Origin of the sequence: Flavobacterium sp. LHD-80 (assembly GCF_030929605.1) — a bacterium.
Lineage (GTDB): Bacteria > Bacteroidota > Bacteroidia > Flavobacteriales > Flavobacteriaceae > Flavobacterium.
The window spans coordinates 664672-682786 of record NZ_JAVFVS010000004.1 but is presented as its reverse complement, the minus strand read 5'-3'; the positions used below and the strand labels follow the sequence as shown (position 1 = coordinate 682786).

11 protein-coding genes are annotated in these 18115 nt (G+C 34.6%); 4 read left to right on the top strand and 7 right to left on the bottom strand.

The annotated features are described in order from the left end of the window. Positions 1-9 precede the first annotated feature (9 nt). Positions 10-2058 (top strand): pitrilysin family protein, encoded by a 2049-nt coding sequence (locus RB619_RS07490; protein WP_308095934.1) that lies wholly within the window; start codon positions 10-12, stop codon positions 2056-2058. A 213-nt stretch (positions 2059-2271) separates the two neighbouring features. Here RB619_RS07490 and RB619_RS07485 read toward each other — a convergent pair whose 3' ends face one another. Continuing rightward, the gene (locus tag RB619_RS07485) at positions 2272-3138 is read right to left on the bottom strand and encodes a DMT family transporter (RefSeq protein WP_308095932.1); all 867 of its coding nucleotides are present in this window, start codon (positions 3136-3138) and stop codon (positions 2272-2274) included. A gap of 100 nt (positions 3139-3238) precedes the next feature. Between RB619_RS07485 and RB619_RS07480 the strand changes: the two genes are divergently transcribed. Further along, positions 3239-3616 (top strand): heavy metal-associated domain-containing protein, encoded by a 378-nt coding sequence (locus tag RB619_RS07480; RefSeq protein ID WP_308095930.1) that lies wholly within the window; start codon positions 3239-3241, stop codon positions 3614-3616. Between the two features lie 57 nt (positions 3617-3673). On the opposite strand, the gene gldD is transcribed toward RB619_RS07480, so the two are convergent. From gldD to mutY, 4 genes are read right to left on the bottom strand one after another with little or no spacing between them, the layout of a single operon-like run. After that, positions 3674-4234, bottom strand: coding sequence for a gliding motility lipoprotein GldD (gldD, locus tag RB619_RS07475; protein WP_155101310.1), 561 nt, complete (start codon positions 4232-4234; stop codon positions 3674-3676). A gap of 1 nt (position 4235) precedes the next feature. Beyond that, positions 4236-5531 carry a gliding motility-associated protein GldE gene (locus RB619_RS07470; protein ID WP_308095926.1) on the bottom strand — a complete coding sequence of 432 codons (1296 nt, stop codon included), beginning with the start codon at positions 5529-5531 and terminating at the stop codon, positions 4236-4238. 23 nt (positions 5532-5554) lie between these two features. After that, on the bottom strand, positions 5555-5995 hold the full coding sequence (locus RB619_RS07465; protein ID WP_308095924.1) for a single-stranded DNA-binding protein: 441 nt from the start codon (positions 5993-5995) through the stop codon (positions 5555-5557). Between the two features lie 37 nt (positions 5996-6032). Continuing rightward, positions 6033-7079 (bottom strand): A/G-specific adenine glycosylase, encoded by a 1047-nt coding sequence (gene mutY / locus RB619_RS07460; RefSeq protein ID WP_308095922.1) that lies wholly within the window; start codon positions 7077-7079, stop codon positions 6033-6035. Positions 7080-7219: 140 nt separating this feature from the next. On the opposite strand from mutY, the gene RB619_RS07455 reads away from it, so the two are divergent. Then, entirely contained in the window at positions 7220-7510 is a 291-nt protein-coding gene (locus tag RB619_RS07455) for an HU family DNA-binding protein (protein WP_007805026.1), read from the top strand. Positions 7511-7895: 385 nt separating this feature from the next. Continuing rightward, a complete protein-coding gene (locus RB619_RS07450) occupies positions 7896-9440 on the top strand; it encodes a ribonuclease E/G (RefSeq protein WP_308095920.1) in 1545 nt (514 codons plus the stop codon). 253 nt (positions 9441-9693) lie between these two features. On the opposite strand, the gene pbpC is transcribed toward RB619_RS07450, so the two are convergent. Beyond that, entirely contained in the window at positions 9694-12069 is a 2376-nt protein-coding gene (pbpC, locus tag RB619_RS07445; RefSeq protein WP_308095918.1) for a penicillin-binding protein 1C, read from the bottom strand. A gap of 155 nt (positions 12070-12224) precedes the next feature. After that, positions 12225-17894 (bottom strand): MG2 domain-containing protein, encoded by a 5670-nt coding sequence (locus RB619_RS07440; protein ID WP_308095916.1) that lies wholly within the window; start codon positions 17892-17894, stop codon positions 12225-12227. Between the last annotated feature and the right edge of the window lie 221 nt (positions 17895-18115).

Here is an 18115-nt window from a genome sequence, read left to right as displayed (position 1 = left end):
TATCGAATCATGAAAAATATACATACTTTTTTAATCCTTTTTTTCCTAACTGGAATTATGACAGCACAAGATCGTCCACAACCAAAACCAGGAAACGCCCCTGTAGTCAATATTAAAAAGCCTCAAACTTTTATGTTGGCAAACGGCATGAAAGTTTTAGTTGTTGAAAACCATAAATTACCAAGAGTCAGTTTCAACTTAACCCTTGACAACGCACCTTTTACCGAAGGAAACAAAAAAGGTGTTGATGAATTGACAACAAGCTTAATTGGCAATGGAACCAAAAAAACAACCAAAGAAGCTTTTAATGAAGAAATTGACTTTTATGGAGCCAATATCAACTTCACCTCTCAAGGTGCTTATGCAAGTGCTTTGTCAAAATATTCAGGACGTGTTTTAGAACTTTTGGCAGAAGGAGCTTTACAGCCAAATTTCACTCAAACCGAATTTGACAAAGAAAAAGCCAAACTTTTAGAAGGACTTAAGGCCGATGAAAAAAGCGTTCCTGCCATTGCTAATCGTGTTGTTGATGTTTTGGCTTTTGGGAAAAACCATCCTTCAGGAGAGTATTTATCTGAAGAAACAGTAAAAAATGTAACCCTTGCAGATGTTCAAGCAAATTACAATACGTATTTTGTTCCTGAAAATGCCTATCTAGTAGTTATTGGAGATGTTAAGTTTAAAGAAACTAAAGCTGCCGTAGAAAAACTTTTTAGTGGATGGAAAAAACAAGCTGCACCAAAAAACACGTATCCAAATCCTGAAAATGCATCTAAACTTCAAATTGATTTTGTAGATGTTCCAAATGCGGTTCAGTCGGAGATTTCATTGGTAAATATTGTGAATTTAAAAATGAGCGATCCTGATTTTTTCCCTGCTGTTATTGCAAATCAAATTTTAGGAGGTGACTTCAACAGTTATTTAAATATGAATTTACGCGAACAACACGCGTGGACGTATGGCGCAAGTTCCAACATTGGAAGCGGAAAATATGTAACGAAATTCAGAGCTTCATCAGCAGTTAGAAACACAGTAACCGACAGTGCAGTAGTTCAATTCATAAAAGAAATCAAAAGAATCCGCACAGAAAGAGTTGATCCAGAAGTTTTACGAAATGTAAAAGCAGGATACATTGGCCGCTTTGTTATGCAGGTTGAAAAACCTCAAGCCGTAGCGCGTTATGCTTTAAATATTGAAACAGAAAAACTTCCAGCTGATTTCTACGAAAAATATATCCAAACCATCAATAATGTAACGGCTGATGATATTTACCGCGTTGCGAACAAGTATTTTTTGCTTGACAACATGCGAATTGTTATTGCGGGAAAAGGTTCTGATGTGATTTCTGGCTTAGAAAAACTTCAAATTCCGATTTATTATTTTGATAAATACGGAACTCCCGTTGAAAAACCAGCAACTAAAAAAGAAGCTCCTTCAAATGTTACAGCACAAACCGTTTTCCAAAATTACATTAAAGCAATTGGCGGTGAAAAAGTAGTAACAGCCGTAAAAACACTTTACATGAACGGAAGCACTACAATTCCGCAAGCTCCAACTCCACTGACTTTTACTTCAAAATTAGATTCAAAAGGAAAAATGATGGTTTCACTTGCCATGGGAACTATGAATTTAATGAAGCAAGTTGTAAATGATAAAGGCGCGTATATTGAGCAACAAGGCCAACGTAAAAATTTAGAAGGCGATGATCTTAAAGAAATGAAGGCTAACGCCGCACCTTTTGAAGAATTGCAATTGCAAAAAAGAACTGATTTAAAAGTTGACGGCATCGAATCAATTAACGGAAGCGACGCTTATGCGATAAAAGACGGAAAAACAACTTATTTCTATGATGTAAAATCAGGATTGAAAGTTGCAGAATCTAAAGTTCGTGAACAAGGCGGAAAATCAACTACACAAATAACAAACTTTGGTGATTATAGAGAGGTAAAAGGAGTAAAAGTTCCTTTTAATCTAATTCAGAATGTTGGTTTTGAATTAGACATCAAAATGTCTGATATCAAAATTAACGAAGGAGTTTCTGATGCAGATTTTCTTTAGAAGTTTCTAAGGTTCTGAGATACTAAGATACTAAGATTCTAAGATTCTAAGTTTTTTTCTCATAGGCTTTGTCAAAGTTTAAAACTTTGATAAAGCTTTTTTTTTATCAATACGTTTGTCAGGCTGAGCGAAGTCGAAGCCCCGTCCCAATTGGCACGCCCTTCTCCCGAAGCCTCGGGATCGCTCAGGGTGACATTCGTTAAGAACAATCTCTTATTTCTTCGCCGACAAATAAACCCCAATCAAAATAATAAACGCACCAAAAAATTGAATCAGAGTAAGCATTTCATTATCCAATAATCCCCAAAAGAAAGCCACAATCGGAATTAAATAAGTAACCGAAGTCGCAAAAACAGGAGACGATATTTGGATCAATTTAAAGAACAAAACATTTGCAATTCCGGTTCCTAATACGCCCAAAATCATCACAAAAAATATGGAATGCTGTGTGACATCAATATTTATTCTTTGAGGAATATCAGTTGTGCTTAAAATGATTAATGCAGGCAAAAGCAAAACGGTAAAATTTCCGGTCGTAATGCTTAACGAATTCAAATCAGATAAATACTTTTTGATCAAATTCACATTTATAGCATAACAAAGCGTTGCAATTACAACCAAAACAACATAATAATAGTTCTGACCTGGATGTGCTGATGCACCGCTCAAAACCAATAACAAACATCCAACCAAACCAACAAAAACACCTAAAACTTGTCGCTTTTGAAATTGAATTCCAAAAATAAGTATTCCTAAAACCAAAGTATTTAAAGGCGTAAGCGAATTTAAAATAGCTACAATCGAACTATCAACTTCTGTTTCAGCAATGGCAAAAAGATAGGCCGGAGCAAAAGTTCCAAAAAGTGAAGTGATGGCAACAAATTTCCATTGACGGCGCGAAATCTTCTTCAGACTTTTAAATCCTATAATCAACAAAAACAAAGCGGCAAAAATAATTCGGAATGAACCAACTTGAATGGCTGTTAAACCAACCAATCCTCTTTTGATCAAAATAAAAGAACTTCCCCAAATAAGAGAGAGAACCAACAAATAAGCCCACTTTAATTGTTTTGCATCCATAAACACATTTTTACTGCAAATTTGTATTATTTTTACGAACTGACCTCTTGAATTTTATTAATTTTGCAACAAACATATTGACAACTTAAAATTCTATATAATGAAATTCACTAAAATAATAGCATCGTTAGTTATTGCCGGCTTAGTATTCGTTAGCTGTAAAAAAGAAGAAGACAAAAACTTAGCCAACATAAAACCTTTAGAAACAACTACTACAGAACACAAAGTAATCGCAGCTGAAAATGTTCAAACAGCAAGTTTCGAAATCGAAGGAATGACTTGTGCAATGGGATGCGCTAAAACAATTGAAAAAGAATTATCAAATCTTGACGGAGTTGAAAAAGCCGTAGTTGATTTTGACAAAAAAACAGCAACGGTTACTTTTGACAAAACAATTCAAAATCAAGAGTCTTTGACTAAAATTGTTCAAGGAACTGGAGATGGAAAAACATATAAAGTTTTGAATTTTAAATCTTAAGTTGAAATTTTACAAAACAAAAAAAGGCGTTCAATTTGAACGCCTTTTTTATTTACTTTATTTCCACTTCAAAGTTTCCATCAATCTTTGCATATCATTCTTGATATAACTCGCCGCCGGCATAATTGAATCAAAATTAGGTTTAGCGTAAAAATAAACTGAACCCGTTATAAAGTGCTTTGTACTATCTGTAACGTAAAATTGAGAGTTTGTAGCTGCGTTTCCATCTACTTGATAAAACATTCCGTAAACCTTTTTTTCGGGATTTAAATACGGTTGTTCTAAAATATCATCAGCTTTGATAACGTGCTCGTAAGTCAGTTTTTGAGCATCTTTTAAAAGTTTATTAATATCGCCGTGAACTGGCTTATAAGTCAGATAAATAGTGGCTTTCATTTTTGGGTAGGTAATCGCAAATCCGCAATCTTTTTCACCTTTAATAATTGCCGCTTCATTCATATCAAAAGCAAACGGACAGTTATTTTCAAAATGAACATATTTTGCTTCTGGATAATCTAAACGCAGAAAACTTGCCGGTTTTGGCAATACATCATCTTTACAACTTACTACAGTCAGAGTCAGTAAAATTACTGCTGTTGAAATTATCTTTTTTAACATTTTAATCTATCGTTACTTTTATTTGTTTTACACGCTTTTTATCTACCGTTTCTATTGTAAAAACACAGTTTTCAAAAGCTATTTTTTGATCTTTTTTCGGGAAATTTCCTAAAATTTCCAAAATAAATCCGGCTAGAGTTTCTGCTTCGCCTTTTCGCGCCTCAAATAAATCTTCATCAACATCAATAATTCTGTAGAAATCTTTCAAATTGATTTTTCCTTCAAACAGAAAATTCTTTTCATCGATCTGCGAAAAATTCAAATTTTCATCATCAAACTCATCACTAATATCTCCAACTATTTCCTCTATAACATCTTCTAAAGAAACTAATCCAGAAGTACCACCATATTCATCAACCACAATCGCCAAATGGCTTTTAAGGCTCTGAAAATCCTTTAGTAAGTTATCCAGTTTTTTATTCTCAGGAACAAAAAAAGCTTCTCTCATTAAAGAAGTCCAATCGAACTCTTCTTTATCAATATAAGGCAGTAAGTCTTTAACAAACAGAACGCCTTCAATTTGATCTATATTGTCTCGGTAAACCGGAATTCTCGAAAATCCTTTTTCTATAATTTTAGAACAAACTGTCGCAAAAGGCTCCGAAATTTCTAAAGCAAAAATATCAATTCGCGGACTCATAACCTGTTTGGTATCTGTATTTCCAAAAGAAACAATTCCTTCTAATATTTTTTGTTCTTCAGTTGATGTTCCTTCAGAATCTGTAAGTTCCAACGCCTGAGAAATTTGATTTATAGAGAAACTGTTCTTCTGCTTCCCTAATTTATGCTGCAAATATAGAGTAACACTGCGCATTGGCAAACTTATTGGCGAAAGTAATTTGTCTAAAAAAGCGATTGGATAGGCAACTCGTTTTGCGAATTTCAGATTGTTCCGACTGGCATAAACTTTAGGCAAAACTTCGGCAAATAACAAAATCAGAAAAGTAACCAGAATTACTTCTAAAAAGAATTTGAAAGCAGGTGAAGTTATATGAGAAAAGATATTTCGGCCAATAAAGGAGAACAAAATAACAACCCCGATATTCAAGAAATTATTAGCAACTAATAAGGTTGCCAACAATTTTTTAGGCTTATCCAAAAGATTTGAAATAATTTTTCCCTTTGAGTGGTTTTCCTGCAGGGCTTCGTCTAAATCTTTTTGAGATAATGAAAAAAGAGCGATTTCGGCGCCTGAAACAATGGCTGATAGAAACAGCAAAATAAATATTCCGACAAAACCAATGATTAAATTAGTGTCTAAAGTTGTAGCAAAAAGTAAACTGGGCTCTGGGTCCAAACTGAAAAAAATTAGTTAAACAATCAAAAAGGCAGGTCGTTTACAGGCAAGCCTTCATTTGCTGCGTCAAAGTTAGTGTTTTTTGTGGATTCTGACTCGTGATTTGGCTTATGATTTCCAGTTTCTTTTTTGGTAGTCAAGAAAGTAAACTCTGTTACCTGAATTTCTGTAGTGTATTTTGTTGTACCATCTTCCGCTTGCCATTGACGTGATTTTATCCGGCCTTCAACATATATTTTATCTCCTTTAGATAAATACTTTTCACAAATTTCGGCGGCTTTATTACGTACAACTAAATTATGCCACTCTGTCGAAGTTATTTTTTCGTTTGTAGTTTTATTGATGTATACTTCGTTTGTAGCCAGCTGAAAACGTCCTATGCAATTTCCTCCATCAAAATAATGCATTTTTACATCATCTCCCAAATGGCCAATTAACATCACCTTATTTAATGTTCCGTTCATAGTTTTTTTGTGGTATTTCTACCAAAGATACATTTTTTTAGCAATTTATTTCCTGCTTTTCAATAAAATTATAAATCACAATTGGAAAAGGAAAACTTTTTAACTCACTGGCATTCACACCGTTCTGTAATTCTTCACTTATTTTCACTTTCCAGAATTGTATATGAAGATGTTGATGTGAAAGTTTGTGCAAAACGGTGGTTTCTATACATTCCTCTATACCTATAATAGTATAGGAAGAAAAAATGTCGTTTTGAACTGCTTTTGAAACAATATCAAGGCCAACAATTTCATCAGTTTCTAAAAGCGGAAATTCATATAAGTTATGCCAAATTCCTTTAGCAGTTCTTTTTTGAATCAAAGTATTTCCTGAAACATCTTCTAAAACCAAATAATTAAAGAAGCGGTTTGTCACTTTTGTCTTTTTCAATTTTACAGGCAAAGCATCTACTTTCTTTTTTTGCAATGCGGCGCAACTATCATTGAAAACACAAATCATGCAATTTGGACTTTTAGGAACACATTGCAATGCACCAAATTCCATTATCGCCTGATTAAAGATCGCTGGATTATCTTTTGGCATTAATTCAGAAGCCAATTCCGCAAATTCTTTTTTTGTACCTGGCAAAGCAATATCCGATTCAATATCAAAATAACGAGACAGCACTCTAAAAACATTTCCGTCAACAACAGGAACAGCTTCATTATAAGAAAAAGAAGCGATGGCGGCCGCTGTATATTCGCCTACTCCTTTCAGTTTTAATAAACTTTTATAGTTTTCTGGAAAAATCCCGTTAAGCTCATTTGCCACATATTGAGCTGTTTTATGCAAATTTCGAGCTCGAGAATAATAACCTAATCCCTGCCAAAGTTTTAAAACCTGCTCTTCTGATGCATTTGCCAAATCAAATACAGTAGGAAATTCCTTCGTAAAAGCAAAAAAATAAGGCATTCCTTGAGCAACTCTCGTTTGCTGCAGCATAATTTCTGAGAGCCAAATTAGGTACGGATCGGCCGTTTTACGCCAAGGCAAATCGCGCTTGTTTTGTAAATACCAATTTATCAATACGTTATGAAAATCCATTTAAAAATACTTAGAAAACAAAAGTAAATGTTTATGTAATTAAAATTTAACGATTTAGCTTGATTAATTATTTTTTTAATTCCTATATTTGCAAACTCAAAAAAATAGTACATCATTTATAAAATAAAATAGGAAAGAAAATGACGAAAGCAGATATCGTAGCGAAAATTTCAGAGAAACTAGGTCTTGAAAAAGGAGATGTTCAAGCAACAGTAGAAACTTTTATGGAAGAAGTTAAAACTTCATTGGAAACTGGAGACAATGTTTACCTAAGAGGTTTCGGAAGCTTTATCGTTAAAACAAGAGCTGAAAAGACTGGTAGAAACATTTCAAAAAACACTACAATTAAAATTCCAGCACACAACATCCCTGCGTTTAAACCTGCAAAAGTTTTTGTAGAAGGAGTAAAAACGAACAACGAAGCAAAATAATACTATTAATTAACATAAAATCTGACACGATATGCCAAGTGGTAAAAAAAGAAAGAGACATAAGGTAGCTACTCACAAACGTAAAAAAAGAGCGAGAGCTAACCGTCACAAAAAGAAAAAGTAGTTTTAAACTACTTTTTTCTTTTTAAACGTTCATTGAAATTGAAAATTAGTATTCAGTCATCAGTTTTTAGTCTTCAGTCTACTGATTACTTAGAACTGCAAACTGCCAGCTAGTTTTCGCCGGGTTAATACCTGTTAAAAATATTGTTTAATCCATCCTTACAATTCAGTTATGAGTTATGAGTTATGAGTTATGAGTTGCAAAACTTGAAACTTGAAACCCAAAAACCTGAAACTAAAAGTCTGGATAAAAATTTACAGTGTGAATAAAGAATTAATCATTAGATCTAGTTCTGATGCAGTAGATTTTGCCTTATTAAAAGATGGAAAACTAATTGAATTACACAAAGAAGAAGAGAAAAGCAACTTTCAGGTTGGTGATATTTTTATTGCCAAAATCAGAAAACCAGTTGCTGGACTTAACGCCGCTTTTGTAAATGTAGGCTTCGAAAAAGATGCTTTTTTACATTATCACGATCTAGGTCCAAACTTAGCTTCTCAGCTGAAATTCATAAAACTTGTAAGCGCAGGTAAAATAAAAGATTTCTCCCTAAAAACCTTTCAGTTTGAAAAAGAGATTGACAAAGATGGCATCATTACTGATATTTTAAGTGCCAATCAATCTGTCTTAGTTCAAGTAGTTAAAGAACCGATATCGACCAAAGGTCCAAGAATAAGTGCTGAGCTTTCTCTTGCTGGAAGATTTATCGTTCTAGTTCCTTTTTCTGATCGTGTTTCTATTTCTCAAAAAATAGAAGACAAAAAAGAAAAGGATCGTCTAAAAAAACTTGTTCTATCGATCAAACCTAAAGGATTTGGTGTTATTGTTCGTACAGTAGCCGAAGGCAAAAACGTAGCCGAATTAGAAAAAGATTTGCAGAACCTGCTTGGCAGATGGACTGCAATGTGTAAAAAATTACCAACTGCTCATCATCCATCAAAAGTATTAGGAGAGCTTAATAGAGCTTCTTCAATATTAAGAGATGTATTTAACGATACCTTCAGCGGTATCCAGATAGATGATGAAGAGTTGTTCCACCAAACGAAGGAATATCTGCAAGAAATTGCACCTTCGAAACAATCGATTGTTAAGTTTTATCAATCAAATGACACTCCAATTTTCGAGAAATACAATATAGAGAGACAAATCAAAACTTCTTTTGGCCGAACTGTTTCCATGAGTAAAGGTGCTTATCTTATCATAGAACACACTGAAGCATTGCACGTTATAGACGTCAACAGCGGAAACCGTTCTAACAAAGCAACCAACCAGGAAGATACCGCCATGGAAGTTAATATGATTGCCGCTGCAGAAATCGCCAGACAATTACGTCTGCGAGATATGGGCGGAATTATAGTTGTTGATTTTATCGATATGTCTAATCCAGAAAACAGGAAAGTTTTGTTCGACTTCTTGCGAGAAGAAATGAGCGACGATAAAGCAAAGCATAAAATATTACCGCCGAGTAAATTTGGTTTGGTCCAAATTACCAGACAGCGCGTAAGACCAGAAGTTAACATTAAAACTAGAGAAGAAGATCCAAATAAAGTCAACGGTGAAATTGAAGCACCAATATTAATAATTGACAAGATCACCTCTGATTTAGAAAGACTTTTAAAAACCCACAATAAAGTTGTGCTTAATACACATCCATTTGTGGCTGCATACCTCAGCAAAGGTTTTCCATCATTACGTTCAAAATGGTTTTTTGAACATAAGAAATGGGTGAAAATCATACCTCGTGACGCTTACACGTACTTAGAATACCATTTCTATGATAAAAAAGGAAATGTTATTTCAGAATAAAAAACAAAACCGCCCCGATGCATCGGGGCGGTTTTTTTATGTCCTTTTTTTCGCCACGACCCGAGCGACAGCGAACAGGCGAAGCAATTCACGAATTTGCACGAATTAATTTGTATCAATTGGCGTAATTAGTGGCAAAAACTATTCTCGAACTATTTCAATGCTTCTGAAAAATGATGTCACCCTGAGCGGAGTCGAAGGACGCTCCAATTGGCACGTGGGCTTCGACTCCGCTCAGCCTGACAATCCGTTATTATTCTCTTACTATTTCAATTTTCCGTCTAATTTCATTTCCAGAAGCATCCACAACTGTAATATAATGTGTTCCTGTTGTTGGTGTAATTGGCAATTCATGAAATGTTTTTGTAGTTGCTTTATAAACATCATCTACATACCAAAACAATTCTTTATCCCTTTCTGAATACGCTACTTTTAAAATTACAGGCTGTACATTACTATTGAAATCTTTAGTCAAATAAATTTTGCTGTTTGTTTTTGGATAAATAAAATCCATTGTTGTGGTTTGCGTTCCTTCACAACCTTCTTTAAAAGGTGGCAATGGTAAATATTCAATATGCTGGCTTTTATAATACCAAGCCATAACTGGGGGCAGAACAAACCAGTTCTTATTTACTATATTCTCAACACTTTCACAACTGCTGTTTACCTGAAACTGCTCTGTTTTATCTAAATGAATTGTTTTATGATAGGGACAAACTTTTGTTGATTTTCCTTTTTTTGAAACCCACTGTTTAATTTTAGGACAGTTTTCTTTGGCCAAATAACCGCTTAATCGGCAAACCTCAACTTCTTCTAAATCTTTATAAGGCGTATCAAACCATCTTTGTCTTGGCAATAAATTAAAAACGTCAAATAAAATGGGCGCAGCGCTGGTAACTCCAGTTAAAGTCGGTCTTCCTTCTCCGGTTGCATTTCCAACCCAAACTCCCACTACATATCTGGAATTTGTTCCAATGGCCCACGCATCTCTATTCCCGAAACTTGTTCCTGTTTTCCAAGCAATTTTCAACGAACTGTCATAAAATTTCCAAGCTTCATCTCCTTCAGGCCTGTTAACTTCTTCCATTGCATTATATGTTAACCAAATTGATCCTGCACCCAAAATATTCTTTTGATCTGTTTCTGAACCAAAATCGGGTTTGAAATCATTTTTATAATTTAATTCTGTAAACTCATTTGTTCGATATTTTGCTTGATTCTTCATATAATAATTTAACGTTGAAGACAAATTCGCATAGGTTCGGCACAAATCCCACAAATTACTTTCGGCACCACCTAAAATAAGCGACAAACCGTAATGATCAGGCGTTTTATTAATATCTCTCAATTTAAATTTCTGCAGTTCTTCATAAAATTTATTGACCGTAAATTCCTGAAGCATCAAAACCGCCGGAATATTCAGTGAACGTGACAATGCCCGGTGTGCTGGAACAGCACCGTCAAATGTCAAATTGAAATTTTGAGGCGTATAACCTGAAATTTGCGTTGGAATATCGGCAACTAAAGTATTTGGCAATAATTCTCCATCGTCCAACATTGCTGCGTACAAAAGCGGTTTTAGAATACTTCCTGTACTTCTTGGCGCATCAATAATATCAACATCTTTTTGGTGATCTTGGTCTGCGGGAGAATTTCCAACATAGCTCATCACATTTCTGTTTTGAACATCGATTACCAAAATTGCTAAATTATGGACTTCATTCTGTTTGTACTGATTGTAATAATATCTCGCAATTTGATTTACTCTATTCTGCAATGCATAATCTATTGTTGTTTTTACTCGTGTTCCTTCTTCATTTTTAGCCACTCTTTGCAGTAAATGTGGTGCAATTTGAGGCAAATCATACGGTTTTTGAGGCAAAGGTTCTTCTATAGAAAGTTCATACGTCTGCTTGTCAATTATTCCTTCTTGATAAAGTTTCAACAACAATCTGTTTCGTTTATTCAATAATTTTATCTGATTTTTTCCAGGATAAATTAAACTTGGTGCATTTGGCAACACAGCTAAAACAGCATTTTCTGCCCAAGATAATTGATTGGCTTGAACGCCAAAATAACGCCAAGAAGCCATTTCTAATCCCACAACATTTCCTCCAAATGGCGCATGTGCAGCATACATTTCAAGAATTTCGTCTTTAGAATAGCCTAATTCTAATCTTGTTGCTAAAATAATTTCGATTATTTTCTCGAAATACGTTCTGTTTTTTCCTTTTCTAGATAATCGAATTACTTGTTGTGTCAATGTACTTCCACCTCTGACTACTTTTCCAGCTTTCTTATTTTGTTTAAAAGCATTTATCATAGCGCCCGGATTAAACCCTGGATGTTTGTAGAAATACTCGTCTTCAAAATAAACGATGCATTTTTTAAATTTATCTGGAACGCTGTCCTGCGCTGGAAATCGCCATTGTCCGTCGCGGGCAATTTTGGCTCCTAGCAATTCTCCTTCATTGCTTTCAATTACAGTTGAGTAAGGTTCTTTAAACAAAGTTCGCGGTATAGAAAAATAATAAAGTAGCAAGAGCAGAAATGCAATTGCTGATTTAATTTTATTTCTTTTTATCCAGTTTATAATGCGTTGAAGAAACGCTTTTAGTTTATTTTTCAAGACTGTTTTAATTTAACCGCAAAGAGCGCAAAGTCATCCGCAAAGTTCGCAAAGTTTTTTGCCCACAGATTTTACTGATGAAACAGGTTTTCGCGGATTAATTTAGTAAAATCTGTACAAATCCGCTCAATCCGTAAAACCCGTGGGCTATTTTTTTATTTCACAACCTCAACCCAGAATCCTTTTGTTCTTGCTAAGAAAGAATTATCATACATGGCTTCACATTGCAATCCAGGCAAATAATAATTTCCTAGATACGATGCGTTTAGCAGAATTCGGAAAACTTTGGTTTCTCTTGATTTCATTCCGAAGTAGAAATTAGTTCTGTCGTCACGAATATCGATATAATCCGCAGTATTATTTACGGCATCTCCATAATCTGTGAAACGAGTATTTACAATTTCGAAGCCAGAAGGCAGAATTTGAGATAATGCGACATTCTGAATACTTTCATTCCTTTGGTTTTTAATTGTAACCTCAGCAATAAATTCTGTTCCTTGATTAATTTTTGAAACATTAATAACACTTCCTTTTCTGTTTTTGAAAACAATAGAAGCCGAAACATCAGTTTGAACTGCATTTTCCTGTCCAATTGGCAATATTCCTGTGTTCAATACACGAACATAAACTGTATTATTTTTAATATTTTTCAGTGTAACACTATTTGTTCCGCTAGCAGTAGGCAAACTACGGTCAGCGATTGTTTTTTGCGTGTTTATCGTTTCTCCTTTGCCGTTTTTGCTAAATTGAAGATTGATTCCTTTTGGACCATTCCCAATTGCAAATTTCGACATCGAATACAAACAATAAGCCGTAGTCTGTGTGCTCATCCATTGATTAGCGGACATTTCTTTTGCCAATTTTGAAGCCGTTGTAAATGCTTTTTGTTTTTGTCCCAAAAGCAGTAATGTTTCCAAAGCCATTGCACGGTTTCTTTCACTTGAGCCGTAATAGTAATAACTATATCCATCTGAATCGCCATCAATACTTGTTGTCAAAAATAAACTTTGTCCAGCCGATTTTTGTCCTGCCAAAACATACGCTGCTGCCAAACGAAGTTTACTTTCATTAGAAATGCCTTTTGTTTCTCTCAATCTGTTCATTGATGATAAATCGGCGTTTCCTGCTAAAGCCAAAGTATATAATCTGTAAGCCTGAGCTAGATCATTTCCGTATTTCGGTTCAAAACGCCATTGTTTTGCTTCTTTTTGCTGGTATGAAAGCCATTTTGATTTGAAATTAATTGGCAATACATATCCTTTTTTCTCAGCTTCGATTAAGAAATGTCCAGCGTAAGATGTTCCCCAATCATCAGCGATTGCATTTCCTTGCCAATACGGCATTCCGCCGTTAGACAATTGGAAATTTCCTAGTCTTGCAATTCCTGCCGTGATATTCTTTTGAATTAATCCTTTGCGAATTGCATCAATGTCAGCAACGTCTCCTAAATACAATTGCGGAAAAACTGATGAAGTGGTCTGCTCTACACAACCATGCGGATACTGAATCAAAAATTGCATTCTTCCATTCAAATTCATTGATGGCATTGAGGAAACTTCTAATCTCGCTTTATTACTTCCAGCTATACCAAATGTCTTCCACGAAAGTGTTTTGGTGCTGTTTGGAGCTAAAACAACATCAGTAAAAGTACTCGTAACCGGATTCGGATTTGTCATGTCAATTTCGACATCATAACTCGATTTTTCATTTCCTGAAGTTGCGATAACCTGAACTTTAGCTATTCCTGTAGCTGAACCAACAACCAAATTGAAATACGCCATTTTTTCGTCTGGCGAAGTAAAAGTTAAGGATTGAGTAGCACTTCCCATTACTTTTAAACCATTGCTAGTTTTAATCTGAATTGAAACATTTTTAATATTATTCTCTGTTGCAAAAACAGTAACCGGAATTGTTACTTTTTCTGAAGGCGAAATTTTTCTCGGCACCGATGCCAAAACCATCAACGGACTTTTAACTGGAGTGGCTTTTTCAACACTTCCATAAGCACTTGTATTGGCATCTCCAGCAACAACCATAGTTCTCACAGAGCCAATGTATTTTGGCAATTTTAATTGATGCGATTTTGTTTGTCCTTTTTCTAGTTTAAATGGTCCATAATACAATACAACAGGTTTAAATCGGTTTGCTTTTTTAGCTTTTCCGCCACCTAAATCCTGATCTCCACCAATACTGAAAATCTGATTTATTTTTCCGCCGTAAGCACCAATTACATCATCATAAACATCCCAAGTTTTTACACCTAAAGCTTCACGAACATAAAAACTATCCCACGCATTTGGCGTTTTAAAACGAGTTAAATCCAATAGTCCTTCATCGACAACAGCAATTGTATAGGTCATTTCTTTGCCAGATTTCTCTCCCACTTTTACCGTAAACGGCTGTTCTGGTTTCAAAATATCCGGCATAATAATCGTTGGTGCCAAAATCGTGTTTTTGTCTACGACTTCAATCGGAACAATTCCGTACATACGAATTGGAGAATCATTTTTAGTTGAAGCGTGAGGCTGTAATAATGTAATATTGAAATATACATTTGGCGCCATTGCAGAAGTAATTGGAACTTCGACTTTGGTTTCTCCTTGTTTTGTTTTTGCCCAAAGTGTCTGAACCACTTTTGATCCGTTTTCGATTGAAATCAAAGCGCGTCCGCCTTCACTTGAAGGGAATGAAATTTGTGCTTTTTCTCCAACGGCATAATTCTTTTTATCTGTAGAAAACACCAACATATTGGCTGTTGAAGCATCTCTATTTCTTGTTTTTCCAGACCAAATTGGCCAGTCTATATTTACAGTTAAAGCCGTTGCATGTCCGTCCGCACTGTCTGAAACTCGAATCAAATAACGTCCCCACTCTTCATCAGTTAAAGAAAACTGAACACTTCCTTTTCCGCTTGAATCCGTATTTATTACAAAAGTTTTATACGAAGTTGTCGCATTCGAAGAATTATAATTTGATAAATTATCGCTCGAAGCATCCCACCACCAGCGCCAATCTACTTTAAAAACTTTTACTTCTAAGTTTCGTACTGATTTTGGTCTTCCATTTTCATCCACCGTGACAATATCAAAACGATTATTCGTTCTTGTTTCAAGCATATTGTACTTGTTTAACTCCGGAGACTTAATTCCGACATACGTTTTATACGGAGAATAAGTTGTTGACATAACATCTGTACTAAAATCACCGCCTTCTTCATACACTTTTGTGATGAAAGAAGCGCGCAACATTCCCGGCGCCTGACCTTGTAATTTTGGCTGAATATTTACTGATGCTTTTCCGTTTTCATTTAATTTTCCAGAGAAAACGTTGATTTCTTCTGTGCTGAATTGACGAACTAAATCATCAAAACTATATTTCTCATAACCTTTAAATGTTGTTGTCTGTGGCGAAAATTTAGCCTGCATTTCTACATTTAAATTTTTAGCAATTGCGCCATGAAGCCAAGTCACTTCGAGATTATCGGTATTTGGATAAGATGACGAAAGTGTTTTTCTGGTAAAAGTATTTTTGATTCTTAAACGATTTGGTTTGATCGTTTCAATTTTGATGCTTTTATAAAATTTCGCCCCGCCAACGCTTACCATTGCTTCCCAATTTCCTGTTGGTGCGTCTTGGTTTGTTGGAACCGTAAAAGCATAATGATTCAATTCATTTGTTTTTTGAACTGTCTGATAAACCGTTTTTCCGTTCGGATCGTTTAATCTGAATTTAATTGGATGTGATTTTGGCAATTTGTTAGACGCATCATTTAAAATGAAAGACAAATACAAATTATCGCCCGGACGCCAAACGCCACGTTCGCCATAAATAAATCCTTTTAAGCCTTTTTGTAAAGTCTCACCGGCAACATCAAAATTACTTACAGATAATGAAAGTCCGTCGTCGAGTTTCACATAAGTCGATTGCTGGCCCAAAGTTACAATTGCAAAATAAGCGAATTTATCCAATTGAAAAGATGCAATTCCTTCACTGCTGGTTGCTTGTGTTCCTATTTTTTGCTGTTGAAAATTATATAAATCAACTCTTGCATTCGAAACTGGTTCTGTTGTAACTATATTATTTACCGCAAAAACATACGATTTATTTTCTCCTCTTTTTGCAATAACTCCCAAATCTGTTGCTAAAATATTGGTTGCAATTTTGGAGTTGTAATAATACGAACTTGAACAAGGATCTTGACTTTCTCTCCACTCATAATCATCATAATAATAATCGTCGTATGAGTTCCCACTGTAGTTTACATCATTTTCATCAACTTCTTCTTCCTCTTCATCATTTTGATCAGCATCTGAAGTTGCACATTTGTAAAGCGAATATTTCTTTTTAAAGACAAATTCAACTCTATAAATTGCTCCTGGTTCGGGCGTAATTAATTTGGATAAATCCAATGCAAAAGTGTTCCATTTACTCGGATTAATAAGTTTGCTTTCAATTAAATTCAGTGTTGTTTTTGCAACAGGCTGTGCCACTTTCTTGAGATTTTGGCCTCCGTTTAATTCATTATATTGAAGAAACTGCAGAATATTGTTTTTATAGATTTTATAAACCTTCACGTCAACTGCACTCAAGTTTACAGCTTCAAAATTCAATTTCAAATTATTTGAACTTGGCAGAATTGTTCCGTTTTTAATAAAGCGGACATTTGGTTTTATCTGATCAAAAGAAATTTTCTCAGTAAAGTTCGCCTCCAGTTTTTTGCCATATTGGCTTTCAATTCCCTGAAAAACCTCAAGCGTTAAATCTCCAACGACAATCTCATCAGAAGCTGTTTCTTCATTTTGAACCACTTCTACAGGTTCATCTACCGCCGCCGCTGCACTATCTACAACAACTGCTGCAGAATCCACCAGTGAAACTGCTGTTTCTTCAACAGCAACCGGATTCGGCTTTTCTTTTTTAGCTTCCTTTTCATTATTAAAATAAACCTTCAGCAAATTTCCTTGTGTAGAAAACTTCAAATTATTTGTATTCTGAATCGAAACTAAACCTTTAAAATCCTGTCCTTTTTCTAGAGGTTCTGAGAAATTAATCGAAATCGACTGATTATTTCCATCCGGAACTTCAACTTTTACGATTTTAAATTCGTTTATATTGGTAATTGGGAAATCGATTTGTCCTTTCTGATCAATATCAAAATCACTTCCATCGTATAAAATTTCCACATTTGTTGCTTCAGAATAACGCTGAATACTATCAATGATAAAGTTGAATTCTTTGCCGAAACCTGATGTTTTCTCAAATTTAATTTTAAGATTATTTCCTTTTTGTTTGGCTTCGACTAACTTTCTAGCGGTTTCAACATCAATATTATCAGCAGTTTTTAAAACACAGTTCAAATATTGATATTCTTTGCTGTACGACTGAATATCGGCCGTATTGATCGTAAAATCTTGTTTTATTGTTTTTACTGTAAAGTTGAATTCAGAAAGGTCTTTTTCTTTCTCTTTTGGAAGTGCAATAAGTTTATTCAGCTTTAAAGTGACCTGATATTCTGTACCTGGTTTTAGCTTTTTTTCTGGAATAAAAGCAATTGTATTTGGCGAAAGTGCTACCACTTTTCCGTCAACGCTTGGCGAAATATCAAATAAATCGCTGTCTAAAACTTGGTTGGCTTTCCATTCTTTTTTATCAAAAGCCAAAACTACCCTAATATCAGATTCCGACGAGACTATTCCTCCCGTGAAACTGACTATATACTCTTTAAATAATGAAAAATCAGAATTAAAATCGGCTGCTGATTTTCTGCCGCAAGATTGAAAAATAAAAAACACACAAAACACGAGAACTAATCCTTTTGCTTTCACTTTTATTTAGAGTTAATGGGTTACAATTTTTAGGAAATATGAGAACATTTTAACATTTGACTGTTACATCCTACAACTATCAAACGATTAATATATTGTAGTAAATATAAAATATTTTCTGCGCTTTTTTAAGAAGAAATTTCTTTAGTAAAACATTTAACTTTTGTTGAAGTATAAAGCCCGTTTTTAATCAAAAAATAATATCTTTCGGAGGCTTTTAA